Origin of the sequence: [Flexibacter] sp. ATCC 35208, from assembly GCF_001975825.1 — a bacterium.
Taxonomy (GTDB): domain Bacteria; phylum Bacteroidota; class Bacteroidia; order Chitinophagales; family Chitinophagaceae; genus Chitinophaga.
On the sequence record NZ_MTKN01000101.1, the window covers coordinates 1 to 15,115 of the forward strand.

Below are 15,115 nucleotides of genomic sequence, written 5' to 3' on the forward strand. Positions count from 1 at the left end.
GAACCGCTCTACAGTTTGTTTGTGCCAAAAAAATATGAAACCAGTCGAAAAAAATTGGGGCTGATCCAAAAAGCCCTTTTTGACTTTTGGGTCAGCCCCATTCATTTAACCCAAAAAGGAAGGAGGCAGTCGTCAGACCGCCTCCTTCCTTTTTTTGCCACCCCAAACTGGTCAAAAGCGAAGCTTTTGACCAGTTTGGGCTATTTATTTTGCTTCTACCAGCGACCTGTTTATCACCTCCTCATACAACGCCTCATACTGCGGTATCACATTACTAATATGAAACCGCTGCGCCTGCTCCAACGCCCCCCGCCTCAATCTCGCCAACTCCTTCTCATCCTTCAGCAACTCAATCGCATGCTTCGCCATACTATCCACATCCCCTACAGCACTCAAATACCCCGTCTCCCCATGTATATTCACCTCCGGCAGCCCTCCCGCATTAGAAGAAATCACCGGCACCTCTGCCGCCATCGCCTCCAGCGCCGCCAGCCCAAAACTCTCATAATCCGAAGGCAGCAAAAACAGATCTGAAATCGACATCACATCCTCCAATTGCTCCTGTTTGCCCACAAACCTCACATCATTACACAACCCCATCTCCCTACACATACACTCAATCGCCGGCCTGTCAGGACCATCACCTACCAACAACAATTTAGCCGGCACCTGCTCCCTCACCTGTGCAAACACCTTGATCACATCCGGCACCCGCTTCACCTTCCTGAAGTTCGACACATGCAGCAACACTCTCTCGCCATTCGGCGCAATCGCATCCCTGAAGTGCTTCAACTCCGCTTCCCGACGCTTAAACCGCTCAGTATCAACAAAGTTGTAAATCACCTCAATATCTTTCTCTATCTGAAAATATTTATACGTCTCCTCCCTCAGGTTATGAGACACCGCCGTAATCGCGTCAGACTCATTAATAGAAAACGTCACCACCGGTGCATAAGTCTTATCCTTGCCCACAAGGGTAATATCCGTACCATGAAGTGTAGTGATAAACGGTACCACACGACCCGTTTTACTCACAATCTGCTTAGCGAGGTAAGCAGTAGACGCATGTGGAATAGCATAATGCACATGCAGCAGATCCAGCTGCTGATTGAGAATTACATCCACCATTGTACTACTCAACGCCGATTCGTAGGGAGGGAAGTCAAAAAGAGGGTAGGTAGGTACCTGCACCTCGTGATAATATATATTGGCATGGAAGGCATTCAGCCTTACAGGTTGCTGATACGTGATAAAATGTACCATATGCCCTTTGTCCGCCAGGGCCTTTCCAAGTTCTGTTGCCAGTACGCCACTACCCCCATAAGTAGGGTAACATACTATTCCTATACGCATGTTTATTTTTTTAGAATGGATAACACCGATTGCAGGACGCTTCTTGCAGAACACGGCTTACATCATTACAGGTACCACAAAATTATAACATTTTAAGATGACATATCGGGAATTTGGGATTAACGGCTTCAGCCGGCAGCTGAAATAGGGTATTCCTACCATGGAAACAGCCGCCCATCTATGTTAATTTTGAATTAACAGGTACTAATGATTAGTTTTAGCCCTTAAATTGACCGTGTATATATGTTTATGAGAAGATACATCCTGCCGGTTTTGCTTACATGCACACTGCCGGCTTTAGCACAACAAAAAGAGGACGATTCCCTGGCCTTCCGTCGTATTGCCAACGAAATCCTGACCAACAGTAAGGCTTATGCTAACCTGAAAGTACTGACTACCGAAGTAGGTGGTCGTCTGGCAGGCTCACCTGGCATGGTCAAGGCCGAAAAATGGGGTGTAAAGACCCTGAAAGAAGCCGGTGCTGATACTGTATACTTACAGGAGTGTATGGTGCCTCACTGGGTAAGAGGTGCAAAAGAAGAAGCCCGCATTATCAGCCGTCGCCGTGACTATATACCACCACTGGCTGTACTGGCCCTTGGTAACTCTGTAGGCAGTGGTCCTGCTGGTGTAACAGCTCCTGTAATAGAAATCAGCTCTTTCGAAGACCTGGAAGCAAAGAAAGACCTGGTAAAAGGAAAGATCGTATTTTATAACTACCATTTCAATCCGACCTTCGTACATACCTTCGAATCTTATGGCGATGCGGTGAAGTACAGAGGGCATGGCGCCAGCGCTGCGGCTAAATATGGTGCAACGGCGGTGATCGTTCGCTCTATGTCTCACGGTGCGAACAACTTTCCGCACACCGGTGCCATGAGTTATGACGAGGCATATCCAAAGATCCCGGCAGTAGCCATCGGCCTGGAAGATGCAGACCTGCTGAGCAACCGTCTGAAAGATGAAAAGGACCTGAAAGTATATCTCCGTACCAATGCGAAGATGCTGCCTGACACCATTGGTCACAATGTGATTGCTGAACTGAGAGGTAGTGAGCACCCGGAACAGATCATCACCGTAGGTGGTCACCTGGATTCATGGGATGTAAATGAAGGTGCGCATGATGATGGTACCGGTTGTGTACAGTCCATCGAAATACTGAGAACTTTCAAGGCGCTGGGCATTCGTCCAAAGCATACCATCAGGATCGTACTGTTTGCAAATGAAGAAAATGGTACACGTGGTGGTAAAAAGTATGCAGAAGTAGCCAAATCAAAAAATGAACAGCATATCTTCGCATTAGAGAGCGATGCAGGTGGGTTTACTCCCCGTGGATTTGCATTTACCATGCCTGCGGAAAAGAGAGCAAAGATCCTGTCATGGGCGCCATTATTCCGCCCTTACGAAGTGACTGATTTTACAGAAGAAGGTGGTGGTGTAGATGTAGGCCAGATTGCAGAAGCAATGGGTATTCCAATGGGAGAACTGTTGCCAGATTCACAAAGATATTTCGACCTGCATCATGCAGCGAACGATGTATTTTCACAGGTAAACAAGCGTGAGCTGGAACTGGGAGCATTTAGCATGGCCGGTTTACTGTACCTGATAGACCAATACGGACTTTAATAAAAACACATACTATGGGCAGGTTCCTTTTTACTATAATTGCAGTGGTGGTGTTGCTGATAGCGGGGGTAGTAGGTTACAGGTATTATTTCGTGTTTGGCCGTGGCGTAAAAGCCGGTGAGCTGAACTACTTTGTAGAGAAAGGTTATGTCTTCAAGACGTACGAAGGCAGGCTTATACAGAGTGGCTATCGTTCCAGGCAGCCAGGTGCGCTACAATCCAACGAGTTCCGGTTTTCAGTGACCAACGATAGAGTAGCGGAGCAGTTGATGCGTAGCAGTGGTAAGTTTGTAGAATTGCATTACAGGGAATATCTCGGTGCGCTGCCCTGGAGAGGGTTTAGCAATTTTATCGTAGATAGTGTGCTGTCAATAAAAGATCCGGTGTATTAATAAATTTAAAAAGCGCTTTTTAAATTTATTGTGCTAACAGCAAAAATATCGCCGGTTTTTTATGCAGTTCCGGCAGTTGCTTTTTCCACTCTTTAACCGTTTTCGTTTTAATATACTCCTCTGGCCCTGTAATATCCGCAGCTACACATACCAGGGTCGTTTCTTTACAGGTGGTGACAATATCTTTCAACAAGTGATTATTACGGTAAGGTGTCTCTATAAACAACTGTGTTTGTTGTTTCTTTATCGATTCCAGTTCCAGCTCTTTAATCGCTTTCACGCGCTCAGGTGGCCTCACCGGCAGGTATCCTACAAACTGAAAGTTCTGTCCGTTCATACCCGATGCGATCAATGCCAGCAGCATTGAATTCGGCCCTACCATAGGTATGACCGGTGCATCCACAGTATGTGCCGCCATCACGACCAGGTGCCCGGGATCTGCAATGGCAGGACATCCGGCCTCACTCATGATACCAATGTCTTTTCCTTCCAGCAGCAGCTTCTTAGCCAGTGCGGTATCCGGTGGATGATTTCCATGCATGAGCAATAGCTGTAAGCTATCGATATTAATACTACGGTCCAGCGCTTTTAAGTACCTTCTGGCTGTCCGTTCATTCTCCACAAAGAATACGCTGATTTTTTGTACGGCCGCTGTAATATAAGGCGGAATGGTATGCAGTGCCTCAGGGCTCAGCACAGTAGGAATCAGGTATACTTTACCAGGTTGCTCCATGTAACAGGCGTTTATCAGATAAATGAATAGTTGCAGCAATCACCGCATAGGAAGGAGCCATGATCCATCCTAAAACAGGAATGAACATCATTAAATAAAACACCATACCATTGCCGAGGGCAATACCTCTGTGTGCGCGTATAAATTGAATACTTTGCTTTGTGCTCAGTTTATGTCTTTCACAGCTATAATCTACCATAGAAAAACCATAGAAATAGGCCTCAATAAAAAAGGCAAACAGGGGCGTGATCCATCCTACTATGGGTATAAACGACAGTACGATCAGTGCAATTACACACAGTGTCTGGTTCAGACTATTGCGTAGTGACATCCTGATCCCTCTCATCATATCCTTAAAGAACTGTTGCCAGCTGAAAGGATATTCCTTCCTGTCCATGAGTGCTTCTGTCTTTTCCGACAGGTACGAAAACAGGGGCGAGCCCAATACCAGGAACAGATATTTATAGTAAGAAAAATAAAGTAACAGGATCATGATACGGATGGAGATTCCCAGCAGGATAAAAAAGAAACTGATCCAGCTGCTTTCGAGATCCTGGATCCATACTTTTACCGGGAGCAGGTTAAAAAGATATTCAACAAAGTCCCCGGAATATCCCCATACAAAATAAATCCCCGTCATGAACAGTATGCAGTACACAATGCCTGGTATCAGTATCCACTTCCATAACTTGTGCTGCATTATAAACTGATGTGCTTTCCCATAGGCCTGTACGGCCGCCAGTACTTCTCTGAATGAAAACAAAATTCTCGTGTTTTTGAATTAGTTATAGCATTATTCGCATTGATCGGATTGTAAGTAACTAAAAATCACTGTAAAAACCCTAAAAAAATAAGCTGAGCGGGAATTGCGGGGGCCTTTTGTGATAAAATCCCTGAAAATAGGTACGGTTGTAAAATAAGAGACCTGCCTGTTTGTAGCAGGCAGGTCTCTTTATATTCGTTTATGTCAGACTAGAATCTTGGACAGTTTGTTTTATACTTGTTGTTGTCATTCCTTCTGTGAATGTAGATCACAGACAGCTCCATACCACCACGGTAGTTAGAAGCCGGTTTCAGTGTAGATACGTTCATATCGTAAGTAAGACCTACTGTGAAACCACCGATTTCCAGACCTACATAAGGATTGATCGCATCTTTCAGACGGTACCAGCTACCCAGGTAGAATACAGTAGGATTTTCGTCCATACCTCCGCTCAGGTCAAAGCCATAAGCACCACCAAAAGTAAACTCGCTGGCAGTGCTCTGTTTCATGTACAATGCACTGGCGTGGATACGGTTTGTACCATTTACAGGGAATGAACCACCTCCATGTACAGTTACGCGGGATGTGAGCCTGTTATTGTTCTGTTGCATGAACGTTTCAGTAGGCTGAGTGATATGGTATAAGGAAACACCTGCGTAAATGTTGGAAGATTCACCGACCAGACCGTTATACAGGATACCGATGTTTGGATCCAGATAAGAGATGCTCGGATTTGAAATGGTTTCGCCGCTAGGGATAGCAGGGTTATAACCATTATTGTCTATCTGGTTTTCGAATACCAGTTTGCTTTGATCAAGTCGTTTGGAAACGTATGTAGCCTGTACACCTACAGCGAGGGTATGGTTTCCTTCCGGATCCAGACCTTTGTGGTAAGCAGTACTAAAGCTCAGGTAGGTAGAGGTGAGTGCACCACCGCCAGTCCTGTCATACATCGCCATCAGACCTACGCCCCAGATATCGGTATAAGAAATGACATTTTTGAGGATGCCGAAGTCGATAGCTGCAGTACCGGTAGTGAAAGGGGTAGAGATGCTTCTCCATTGTTCACGGTAATTACCGGATACTCTGTAGTCACCTGAGAACAGTCCCGTCATAGCAGGATTCAACGTCATTGGAGACGCGAAAAACTGCGAAAAGTGGGGATCCTGCGCCCTGGCGGGGTTCATCAGATAAAGGGTGATTGTTAAAAACAGCAACACTTTTTTCATAGAGCAATACTTATGTATAGGGTTTCTCGTGCCTACGTGTGAAGGTACACAAAGCTTGTCATATCTCAAATTAAAATTATATAACTTTAACACTGAGAAACCTCTAAGTCATTCAGAATTATTGGTTTATTAACTATATTTTCCCTTACAGAACTACCGATTAACGGGGCAGTTTACTTATTTTGGCTGTATTGTTGCACGTCCTGGCATTATGGCCTGGAATCCTTTCCTGGAGCCGGTTGAATCAATGCGAACCAGACCTGATTAGCACAGGTCCGGTCAGTCTCTTTATACTCGTTTTAGTAAGTTCTTAATTTTGCAATTTATTTCCAAAGGCAAGGTCACCTGCATCACCCAAACCAGGTACAATGTAACCTTTTGCGGTGAGCTCATCATCAATATCTCCAGCCCAAATGGTCATATTGTTGTTAGCATGTCGTTGTACATATTCGATACCTATTGTACAGGCAATGGCTACCACCAGGTGAATGTGTTTCGGTTTGCCAATGTCCTGCAGGTGTTCGATGGTTTTAACCAGTGATGCACCTGTAGCCAGCATAGGATCTGATATGATTACTACCTGATCTTCGATAGTTGGGCTGGATACATATTCCAGGTTGATATCGAACGTTCCGTCATGATTGTGTTTACGGTAGGCCGATATAAAAGCGTGGTCCGCCTTGTCAAAATAATGAACCAAACCCTGGTGCAGCGCGAGGCCTGCTCTCAGGATGGTAGCCAGTACAGGCTGCTGTTTCAATACCCGGCAATTGGCAATACCCAAAGGGGTTTGCACTTCCTTTTCCTCGTACTCCAATGTTTTGCTGATCTCGTAGGCTGCAATTTCTCCCACTCGCTCCATATTCCTTCTGAAACGCATTCTATCCTGCTGAATTTCCATGCTTCTGATTTCACTCAGCCATTCGCCTACGAGTGAATTGGTACTACTCAGATTTACTATCATGGCTGCAAATTACCAATTTTTTCAATCCAAAAAAGAAGGGGCCGATGGAAAAACACCGGCCCCGATAGGTATAAGGCGCACTTTCGAGCTTAAAATATTTCCCCCTTACAGTAATACTTTGGTTAACAACGGATGAAAGGCCAGCTACTGATTGTCGTCATCTGCCATCACATTGGAATAAGCAGGGGTTCCGTTGTGCAATAATTGCGCTTTTTTAACCAGCTGAATAAATTCTGCCCGATAGCCTTCCTTATCTGCTCCTTTGGCGCTTTCAGCAAGGGTTAGCACCTGTGCATAGGTGGCTTTCCCCTTAAATTCTGAGTTCCTGAGCAGCATACCAAATGCTGCAACAGCAGTAGCCATTTTGAAGTCGTCTGGTATCCGGGTTACCTTTTGCGAATTCCAGCGCATGGTTTGTGTGAAAACCTTGCTACTGTTGGATTTCGGCTTTTTATAACGTACATTCACTGTCAGCGCTTCTTCATTGTAGTAAGCATTGGATAGATTCATCTGGTAATATTTCAACGGATAGGTAGCATCGTCGCCTTTGGAAGGCACCACTTCGTATAGCGCAGTTACAGTGTGACCTGCACCCATTTCGCCCGCATCCTTTTTATCATCCTTAAAATCTTCTGCTGCCAGCATCCTGTTTTCATAGCCGATCAGGCGATATGATTCAATAAAATGAGGGTTAAATTCTACCTGCAGTTTCACATCTTTCGCTACGGTAAACAGCGTGCCGCCAAACTCTGTCACCAGCGTGCGGCGGGCTTCTTCGTAAGTATCGATGTAGGCATAGTTCCCATTTCCCTTGTCAGCCAGGATTTCCAGTTTATTGTCTTTAAGGTTACCCATTCCAAAGCCAAGAACAGAGAGGAAAATGCCCTTTTCTTTTTGGGTTGAAATGAGTTTTTCCAGGTCGCCTTCGCTGGAAACACCTACATTAAAATCACCGTCAGTTGCGATAATCACACGGTTGTTGCCATCTTCAAGATAGTTGGCCGCGGCAGTGTTATAGGCCAGTTGAATGCCTGCGCCACCAGCAGTGGAACCACCAGCTTCCAGTTTATCCAGCGCATCCATGATGGCCATCTTTTCACTACCAGGCGTGGAGGGCAATACCACACCTGCAGCACCTGCATACACAACGATGGCTACATGGTCGATAGGACGTAATTGTTGCGTGAGTACTTTCAGTGATTTGATCACCAGTGGCAGCTTGTTTTCTGCAAGCATAGATCCTGATACATCGATGAGGAAAACGAGGTTAGCCGGTGGTAATTTTTCATTAGATACTTCCATAGCTTTCAGACCGATTCTCACCAGCTGGTGAGTAGGCTCCCAGGGGCATTCGGTCATATCGGTATAGATAGCTACCGGGTCATTGCCAGTAGGAGCTTTGTATTGATAGTCAAAATAATTGATCATTTCTTCCACCCGTACTGCATCGGCAGGAGGCAGTTCTCCATCATTCAGGAAACGACGTACATTGGAGTAGGCGGCCCTGTCTACATCGGCAGCGAAAGTGCTGAGTGGGTGCAGGTTCACCGCCTGGAAACGGTTGTCGTGAATAGGAGCGTAGGCTTCCTGCTCCTCACTATTGACGGTAGCGTAGCTGCAACCCATAGACCTCATATCTTTTATGATACCATAACCAGTTACCACTATTTCACTCAACTGTTTATTATCAGGCGCCAGAGAAGCGGAAATCTTTGATTGTTTGTCCGTAACAAAGACTTCCTTTGTTTTATAACCTATAAAACTGATCACTAAAGTAAGATTCCCTGCCGGTGCCTGGAGGTGGAATTCACCATTTGCATTGGTAATGGTGCCCATACTGGTACCTCTTATCAGTACGGAAACGCTGGGTAATGGCTGGTGGTTGTCTGTATCGGTGATAATACCAGTCAGTGTTCGCTGGGCTTGTGTTGTGAGGGTAATCAGCCCTGCCAGCAACAGGAATAGGTACTTTAGCATAGTCATTTAGTTTATTCTGTCTATATGATGCTGGTCAGGGTATTGATTCCATAATCCAATGAAAAAAAAATATCAAATACATTTGCACAAATTTTAGGGCATGGTATACAATGTAATAGGAGTCACTTCAGGTAGCTCACTGGATGGGCTGGACCTGGTGTTTGTAGCTTTGACAGAGGTAAGGGGCAAGTGGACGTACGAGATCAGGGCTGCTGAGCGTAAAGCATATACAGAAGACTGGAAGGAAAAACTGTCAGGTGCAGCGAACCTGCCTGCAAGAGACTATTTTTTGCTACATAGTGAATATGGACATTACATAGGGCATGCGGTAAAGGATTTTATTGCTACCCATGGTTTTGATCACCAGGTACATTTTATTACGACCCATGGACATACTGTGTTCCATATGCCATCACAAAAGATGACGGCACAGTTGGGCGATGGTGCGGCGATTACAGCGGTATCAGGGTTGCCTGTGATCAGTGACCTGCGGGCCATGGATATTGCCCTAGGTGGTAAGGGCGCCCCTTTATTGCCGGTGGCGGAGCAGTTGTTGTTCCCGAATGCAGCTTATAGGGTGAATCTGGGTGAGAATGCGACTGTTTCTGCACAGAAAGAGGGAGAATTGGTAGCGTTTGATGTGTGTCCCTGCAATTATGTGTTGGATAGTCTGGCAGAGTCATTGGGTCGTGCTTATGATGAAAATGGTCAATTGGCTGCTGGTGGGGTGACAGATCCGAAATTGCTGGATGCGCTGAATGGGTTGGCTTATTATGCACTGCCTTATCCAAAAACGCTGACGAATAAATTCGGTACCGGTACGGTGTTGCCCATGATGCAGGGGCATCAGCTGTCTACACAGGGAAAGCTGAATACATATACAAAACATATTGCTACACAGATCGCGAATGCCGTGAAGTTGATTGGTGGGGAAGAAGGCGTAGTGGGAGAAGTATTGCTCACCGGCGGTGGTGCGCATAACAGTTTTCTCGTAGAATCAATAAAAGAATTAGGTCTTACAGTTACACAGCCAGATGCACAAACCCTGACATTCCGTACCGCTTTAATGATTGCATTGTTAGGTGCATTGCGTTGGAGACAGGAAACAAACGCAGCAGCAATTCAAATGACTTTTGCCGAAGGCAAAAGTCATTTGAATTGCGTTTATTTATTTTCTATTAACGAAGTAAAACTAAAACTATCCCCATCAAACAACCCCTTATCACTCAATTTCAAATGCGGTATCACCAACAATGCCATAAATGACAGCGTCATAAACGGTGCTCCCAACTCACTCCCCAATCCCTTCGCCGCCTTATCCAACTGGCTATACTGCTCCGCCACTTCATACCCATCCAGATTACTCATCAACCCCGCCACCGGCAGCGATAACACACGTGCCTCGCCATCATCCACCACACTCACTCCACCCTGTGATGCAATCACCGCATTTATCGCCTGTACAATACTCTTATCATCCACACCCACCGCAATAATATTGTGACTATCATGCGCCACAGAAGACGCTATCGCTCCCCGCTTAAATCCAAACCGCTTAATAAACGCCAACGCAACCGGTGCGGCATGATATCTGTTCACCACCACTAACTTCAACACATCGCTCTCCACATTGCTATACAATGCACCATCCACCACTGGCAACTCTTCTATCAACGTATTCGTGATCAACTGACCATCCAGCGCCTCAATCACCTTCACAGTAGCAGTACTACCATCTGCAACTATACGTAAATCATCAACCGAAACCGGCTTACAATCAAAGTTATTAATCACCGGTGCCACCGGCGCTGTAATCAGCGTCTTTCCACCCTCCGCTACTTTCTCTCCATTCACATAAGTGGTTTGTATATTGAACTCCGTAATTTCATTCGTTACAATAAAATCTGCTGCATCACCCAATCTCAGTAATCCCGCAGGAATCTTGTAATGCTCCACCGGGTTGATACACGCCGCCCGCAATACTTTAAAGAGATCTACACCATGGGCCAATGCTCTCCGCACCAACACATTGATATGTCCTTCCACTAAATTATCCGGATGTTTATCATCACTACAAAACATCATGTTATCTGAATGCTCATGCAGCAATCCTACCAGTGCTTCAAAATTCCTCGCCGCACTTCCTTCTCTGATAAGGATCTTCATCCCATACTTCAATTTATCCAACGCTTCTTCTGCCGTAAAACACTCATGATCCGTACTAATCCCCGCATCAATATACTGCTTAGCCGCATCGCCTCTCAGCCCTGGTGCATGGCCATCTACAGGCTTATTCACTTTCTTCGCCGCAGCAATCTTTGCCATCACATCCGGATCATTGTGCAACACACCCGGAAAGTTCATCATCTCAGTGAGATATAACACTTCAGGCAATGCAAGCAGTGCTTCTACATCGCTCACCGTTACCGTAGCACCCGCAGTTTCAAATATCGTAGCCGGCACACAGGACGGCGCACCAAAACAGAATTTGAAAGGGACTGTTTTCCCATTGTCCAGCATATATTTCACCCCTTCAACACCACAAACATTCGCGATCTCATGCGGATCAGATACCGTTGCAATCGTACCATGCACCACCGCCAGTCTCGCAAATTCCGAAGGCGTGAGCATAGAGCTTTCCACATGCACATGTGCATCTACAAACCCCGGTAAAATATACTGCTGATATGTACCCTGATCCTCACTGATACCAGTGATCTTTCCATCCGTTACAGTGATCGTACCCGGATAAATACGTTGTGCAGGAATGTCTATAATATTGCCAGATATCTGGAAGTTTTGTGCCATGGTGCTGATTTTAATAACGTTCTAACATTGCTTTTGCTTCTGCTGCTATTTGTTCCGCCAATGGTGCAGGCTGTAGCACCTTTACATTTGCGCCGTAACTCATCAGCAGCATTGTCAGCTCCTTATTGATCACTACATTGATAGAGATAAGACATTCTTCTGCCGTATCAGATTCTATCTGTTGTGAAGGATGGATAGGTTGTGTCTTGATATATTTACCCTGGTGAGGTGTAAAAGAAAGGATCACTTTCTCAGGTTCACCCTGTGGTACCGTCACACCAATAGCATGCTGGAAATAACTGGCATCATCAAAGTTCTTTGCATCAAATTTCTTATCAGTCGGCCATAGATCCATGATACGATCCAGTGCAAAGGTAAGCAGCGTACCTCCCTTTGCTTTCTGGCTCTTACCCACTAGGTAAAAGCGTGATTGATATTCACGCACGTGATAGGGCTCCACCCAGTGCTCTTTGGGCTCATTGCGGTCAAAGCTCTGGTACGATATCCTGATCACATCCAGGTTCTTAATAGCATCTACAATCGAAGGAATATGCGATGCTCCTTTGTATTGTGTAGCGCGTGAAAAGCGGATCATGCCTTTGTGCTCCAGCACCTCGCGGTTTTGTTTCAGACTGGCGGCTATTTTCAGGATCGCATCTTCAAACTGTTCAATCACAGGCAGACTGCGAAACTGCTCCAATATACCAATAGCGATTTCCAGGCCTTCCAGGTCCGCTTCCTCGATGGGAATATTGTTGATAGAGTAAGTCTCATCTTCATACGAATATGTACCACTCGACCTATCATATACAATAGGGGCGTTGTAATTCAGTTCCGGATCATGGCGCATATCCTGTATATCCTTTTGGATAGTACGTACAGAAATGCTTTTGTCCATTTTTCGGGAGACAAACTCAATAAGGTCATCGAGGGCGGGTTTTTTCAGACGTTTATTTCGCAACCGCTCATCAATCCAGCGATAACGGGAAACAGCATCCTTATTCTTCGGCATGCAATATTATTTAGGTGCTAAAATTAATGAAATTGATTTTATCGGTACGCAAATCCTCTGCGCGTAGTGCATCTACTTTTGTATAGTCAATAACACGAGATGTATATGAAACAGTTTAAAACAACGCCTTCAGTAAATACATGCCCCGCCATATCAGTAGGACAGATCATCCTGGATGACTCTAACTATATCACAATATGGGGCAATCTGCAGCAGGGTGACGACTGGACCCGTTGCGATTTTGTGACTACTTACGAAGTGCTGAATACCATGCTACGCTACGTTCAGGACAGGAATGACGCTGTACAGATGACCATCGTAAAGAAGCTGGAAAATATGCAGCAAATACCGGAAATCATAGATCTGGAGGCGGAACTGGGTAGTGCTGTTGTGTTTGACAATATGAACTTTTTGTTAACCCGTCCCGGCTTTCGTGAGCAGGGAGAGTGGATAGAATATACTGACGGTGAATGCTACTATATTGAGCAGGTAACCCCGGCCATCCCCGTTAAGAATCACCAGTATGAAAAGAAGATAGGACAGTGCATGGACATGCTCTATATGAACTATGAACTGTATCTGGGCTATCTGGAACTGGATTTCGACGAGGATGGCGCCCGTCAGAAAGCTGATCTGTGCGATGATCTCAAATACACCCTTGCCTACTACGCATGGAAAGAAAGAACGATGTAAGCTATTCTCCAAACTACCCTCTAAAAACCCGATCCTGACCCCTATGATTGTTGCAATCGTTCAAGCGTGTTATCCCTAATACCTTTGTTCTCAGTTGTTTGTTTTGACCTCAGCCCTGCCTGTTTCTCAGGCAGGGATTTTTTTGTGGAGCCATTCTGGTAAATTTATCCCTCAGTTTGTAATTATCCCTCAATATCCCGGTATCACCCAATATATCTCCATATCCCTCACTATCTCCCGGTAGGTGTCAATATCTCCCTCAATCTCCCGGTATCACCCAATATATCTCCATATCTCTCACTATCTCCCGGTAGGTCTCAATATCACCCTCAATCTCCCGGTATCACCCAATATATCTCCATATCTCTCACTATCTCCCGGTAGGTCTCAATATCTCTTCATATCCCCAGATATCTCCCAATATCTCCCGCTATATCTCCAATTATCTCCATATCCCTCCATATCTCCCGATATCTCTCCATATCCCCCAATTTATCCCCCGGTATTTCCCACGACGCGGCCGATAATCGCCACAGGCAGCAATCGACGCCTGCCGTTTATCCCCCTAAAAAGTACCGCACCCCTTTATTTTCAAAAATTTAACAGCAAAGTCTATAATATTTGTAGGAAATAACTATTTTTGGTAGCGTAACCGTAAAAAGAATAAAATATGAGCTTAAGACTCGGAGATATAGCACCAAATTTTCAGGCTAAAACATCTATAGGCGAAATTGATTTTTACGAATATCTGGGCGATAGCTGGGGAGTATTGTTCTCTCATCCAGCTGATTACACCCCGGTATGTACTACCGAATTAGGTAGAACAGCGGCGTTGAAAGATGAATTCGCTAAACGTAACGTTAAAGTGCTTGCACTCAGTGTTGACCCCGTGGATAAACACCTCGGCTGGATCAATGATATAAACGAAACCCAGAACACCAAAGTGGAGTTCCCTATCATCGCAGACGAAGACAGAAAAGTGTCTGACCTGTACGATATGATCCACCCAAATGCTTCTGAAACTTTCACCGTTAGGTCACTGTTTATCATTGGCCCGGACAAGAAAGTAAAACTCATCATCACTTACCCGGCTTCTACAGGAAGAAACTTCCACGAAGTACTCCGTGTAATTGACTCCCTGCAGCTGACAGCTAACTATCAGGTAGCTACACCGGCAAACTGGCAGGATGGTGAAGATGTGATCGTAACAGCCGCAGTGAAAACGGAAGACATTCCTGCCCGTTTCCCTAAAGGCCACAAGATCATCAAGCCTTATCTGAGAACAACACCTCAGCCAAACAAATAAGGCAGGAACATACATAAGAAACTTTTAAAACCTGCCCACGATGTGGGACAGGTTTTTATTGATAAGAATTTTTAATGGTTGGTTTTTGATTTTTACGAAACGGGGATTTCTCCCCGTTTTTTTTATACCCATATATGAACCCATATATACCCATAAACACCTTCATGAAAGAGGGCATTCACCAATGAGGATGAACCCTATTTTCAGAAAAACCTTCATGAAAAAGGGAATTTACCAACGAGGATGAACCCTATTTTCA

12 protein-coding genes and 1 pseudogene are annotated in these 15,115 nt (G+C 45.2%); 5 read left to right on the plus strand and 8 right to left on the minus strand.

Going from position 1 to position 15,115, the window contains the following annotated elements:
- Nucleotides 1–204 precede the first annotated feature (204 nt).
- Nucleotides 205–1,353 carry an N-acetyl-alpha-D-glucosaminyl L-malate synthase BshA gene (bshA, locus tag BW716_RS32690; protein WP_083730275.1) on the minus strand — a complete coding sequence of 383 codons (1,149 nt, stop codon included), beginning with the start codon at nt 1,351–1,353 and terminating at the stop codon, nt 205–207.
- Nucleotides 1,354–1,602: 249 nt separating this feature from the next.
- Between bshA and BW716_RS32695 the strand changes: the two genes are divergently transcribed.
- Nucleotides 1,603–2,979, plus strand: a complete 1,377-nt coding sequence (locus BW716_RS32695) for a M20/M25/M40 family metallo-hydrolase (RefSeq protein WP_083730263.1) — start codon at nt 1,603–1,605, stop codon at nt 2,977–2,979.
- Nucleotides 2,980–2,993: 14 nt separating this feature from the next.
- Nucleotides 2,994–3,371, plus strand: coding sequence for a hypothetical protein (locus BW716_RS32700; RefSeq protein ID WP_083730264.1), 378 nt, complete (start codon nt 2,994–2,996; stop codon nt 3,369–3,371).
- 25 nt (nt 3,372–3,396) lie between these two features.
- Here BW716_RS32700 and BW716_RS32705 read toward each other — a convergent pair whose 3' ends face one another.
- The 5 genes from BW716_RS32705 to BW716_RS32725 form a co-directional block, all read right to left on the minus strand.
- Entirely contained in the window at nt 3,397–4,104 is a 708-nt protein-coding gene (locus tag BW716_RS32705) for an SAM-dependent methyltransferase (RefSeq protein ID WP_083730265.1), read from the minus strand.
- The gene (locus BW716_RS32710) at nt 4,088–4,867 is read right to left on the minus strand and encodes an EI24 domain-containing protein (RefSeq protein ID WP_083730266.1); all 780 of its coding nucleotides are present in this window, start codon (nt 4,865–4,867) and stop codon (nt 4,088–4,090) included. The genes BW716_RS32705 and BW716_RS32710 overlap by 17 nt, the downstream gene beginning before the upstream one ends.
- A gap of 209 nt (nt 4,868–5,076) precedes the next feature.
- Nucleotides 5,077–6,096, minus strand: a complete 1,020-nt coding sequence (locus tag BW716_RS32715) for a PorP/SprF family type IX secretion system membrane protein (protein WP_083730267.1) — start codon at nt 6,094–6,096, stop codon at nt 5,077–5,079.
- Between the two features lie 310 nt (nt 6,097–6,406).
- Nucleotides 6,407–7,060: a uracil phosphoribosyltransferase gene (gene upp, locus BW716_RS32720; RefSeq protein ID WP_083730268.1), complete on the minus strand. Its 654-nt coding sequence runs from the start codon at nt 7,058–7,060 to the stop codon at nt 6,407–6,409.
- A 144-nt stretch (nt 7,061–7,204) separates the two neighbouring features.
- Nucleotides 7,205–9,037 (minus strand): von Willebrand factor type A domain-containing protein, encoded by a 1,833-nt coding sequence (locus tag BW716_RS32725; protein WP_143709168.1) that lies wholly within the window; start codon nt 9,035–9,037, stop codon nt 7,205–7,207.
- A 100-nt stretch (nt 9,038–9,137) separates the two neighbouring features.
- Between BW716_RS32725 and BW716_RS38285 the strand changes: the two are divergent.
- Nucleotides 9,138–10,175 (plus strand): annotated as a pseudogene (locus BW716_RS38285) (anhydro-N-acetylmuramic acid kinase); the annotation flags it as partial.
- A 26-nt stretch (nt 10,176–10,201) separates the two neighbouring features.
- Here the strand turns inward: BW716_RS38285 and ade are convergent.
- Both ade and BW716_RS32740 read right to left on the minus strand, forming a co-directional pair.
- Nucleotides 10,202–11,845: an adenine deaminase gene (gene ade, locus BW716_RS32735; RefSeq protein ID WP_083730271.1), complete on the minus strand. Its 1,644-nt coding sequence runs from the start codon at nt 11,843–11,845 to the stop codon at nt 10,202–10,204.
- A 10-nt stretch (nt 11,846–11,855) separates the two neighbouring features.
- Nucleotides 11,856–12,857, minus strand: a complete 1,002-nt coding sequence (locus BW716_RS32740; RefSeq protein WP_083730272.1) for a YafY family protein — start codon at nt 12,855–12,857, stop codon at nt 11,856–11,858.
- Between the two features lie 105 nt (nt 12,858–12,962).
- Here BW716_RS32740 and BW716_RS32745 point away from each other — a divergent pair, with 105 nt between their 5' ends.
- Together BW716_RS32745 and BW716_RS32750 are read left to right on the plus strand one after the other, a co-directional pair.
- The gene (locus BW716_RS32745; RefSeq protein WP_143709169.1) at nt 12,963–13,550 is read left to right on the plus strand and encodes a hypothetical protein; all 588 of its coding nucleotides are present in this window, start codon (nt 12,963–12,965) and stop codon (nt 13,548–13,550) included.
- Nucleotides 13,551–14,220: 670 nt separating this feature from the next.
- Nucleotides 14,221–14,856 carry a peroxiredoxin gene (locus BW716_RS32750; RefSeq protein ID WP_083730274.1) on the plus strand — a complete coding sequence of 212 codons (636 nt, stop codon included), beginning with the start codon at nt 14,221–14,223 and terminating at the stop codon, nt 14,854–14,856.
- Nucleotides 14,857–15,115 lie beyond the last annotated feature (259 nt).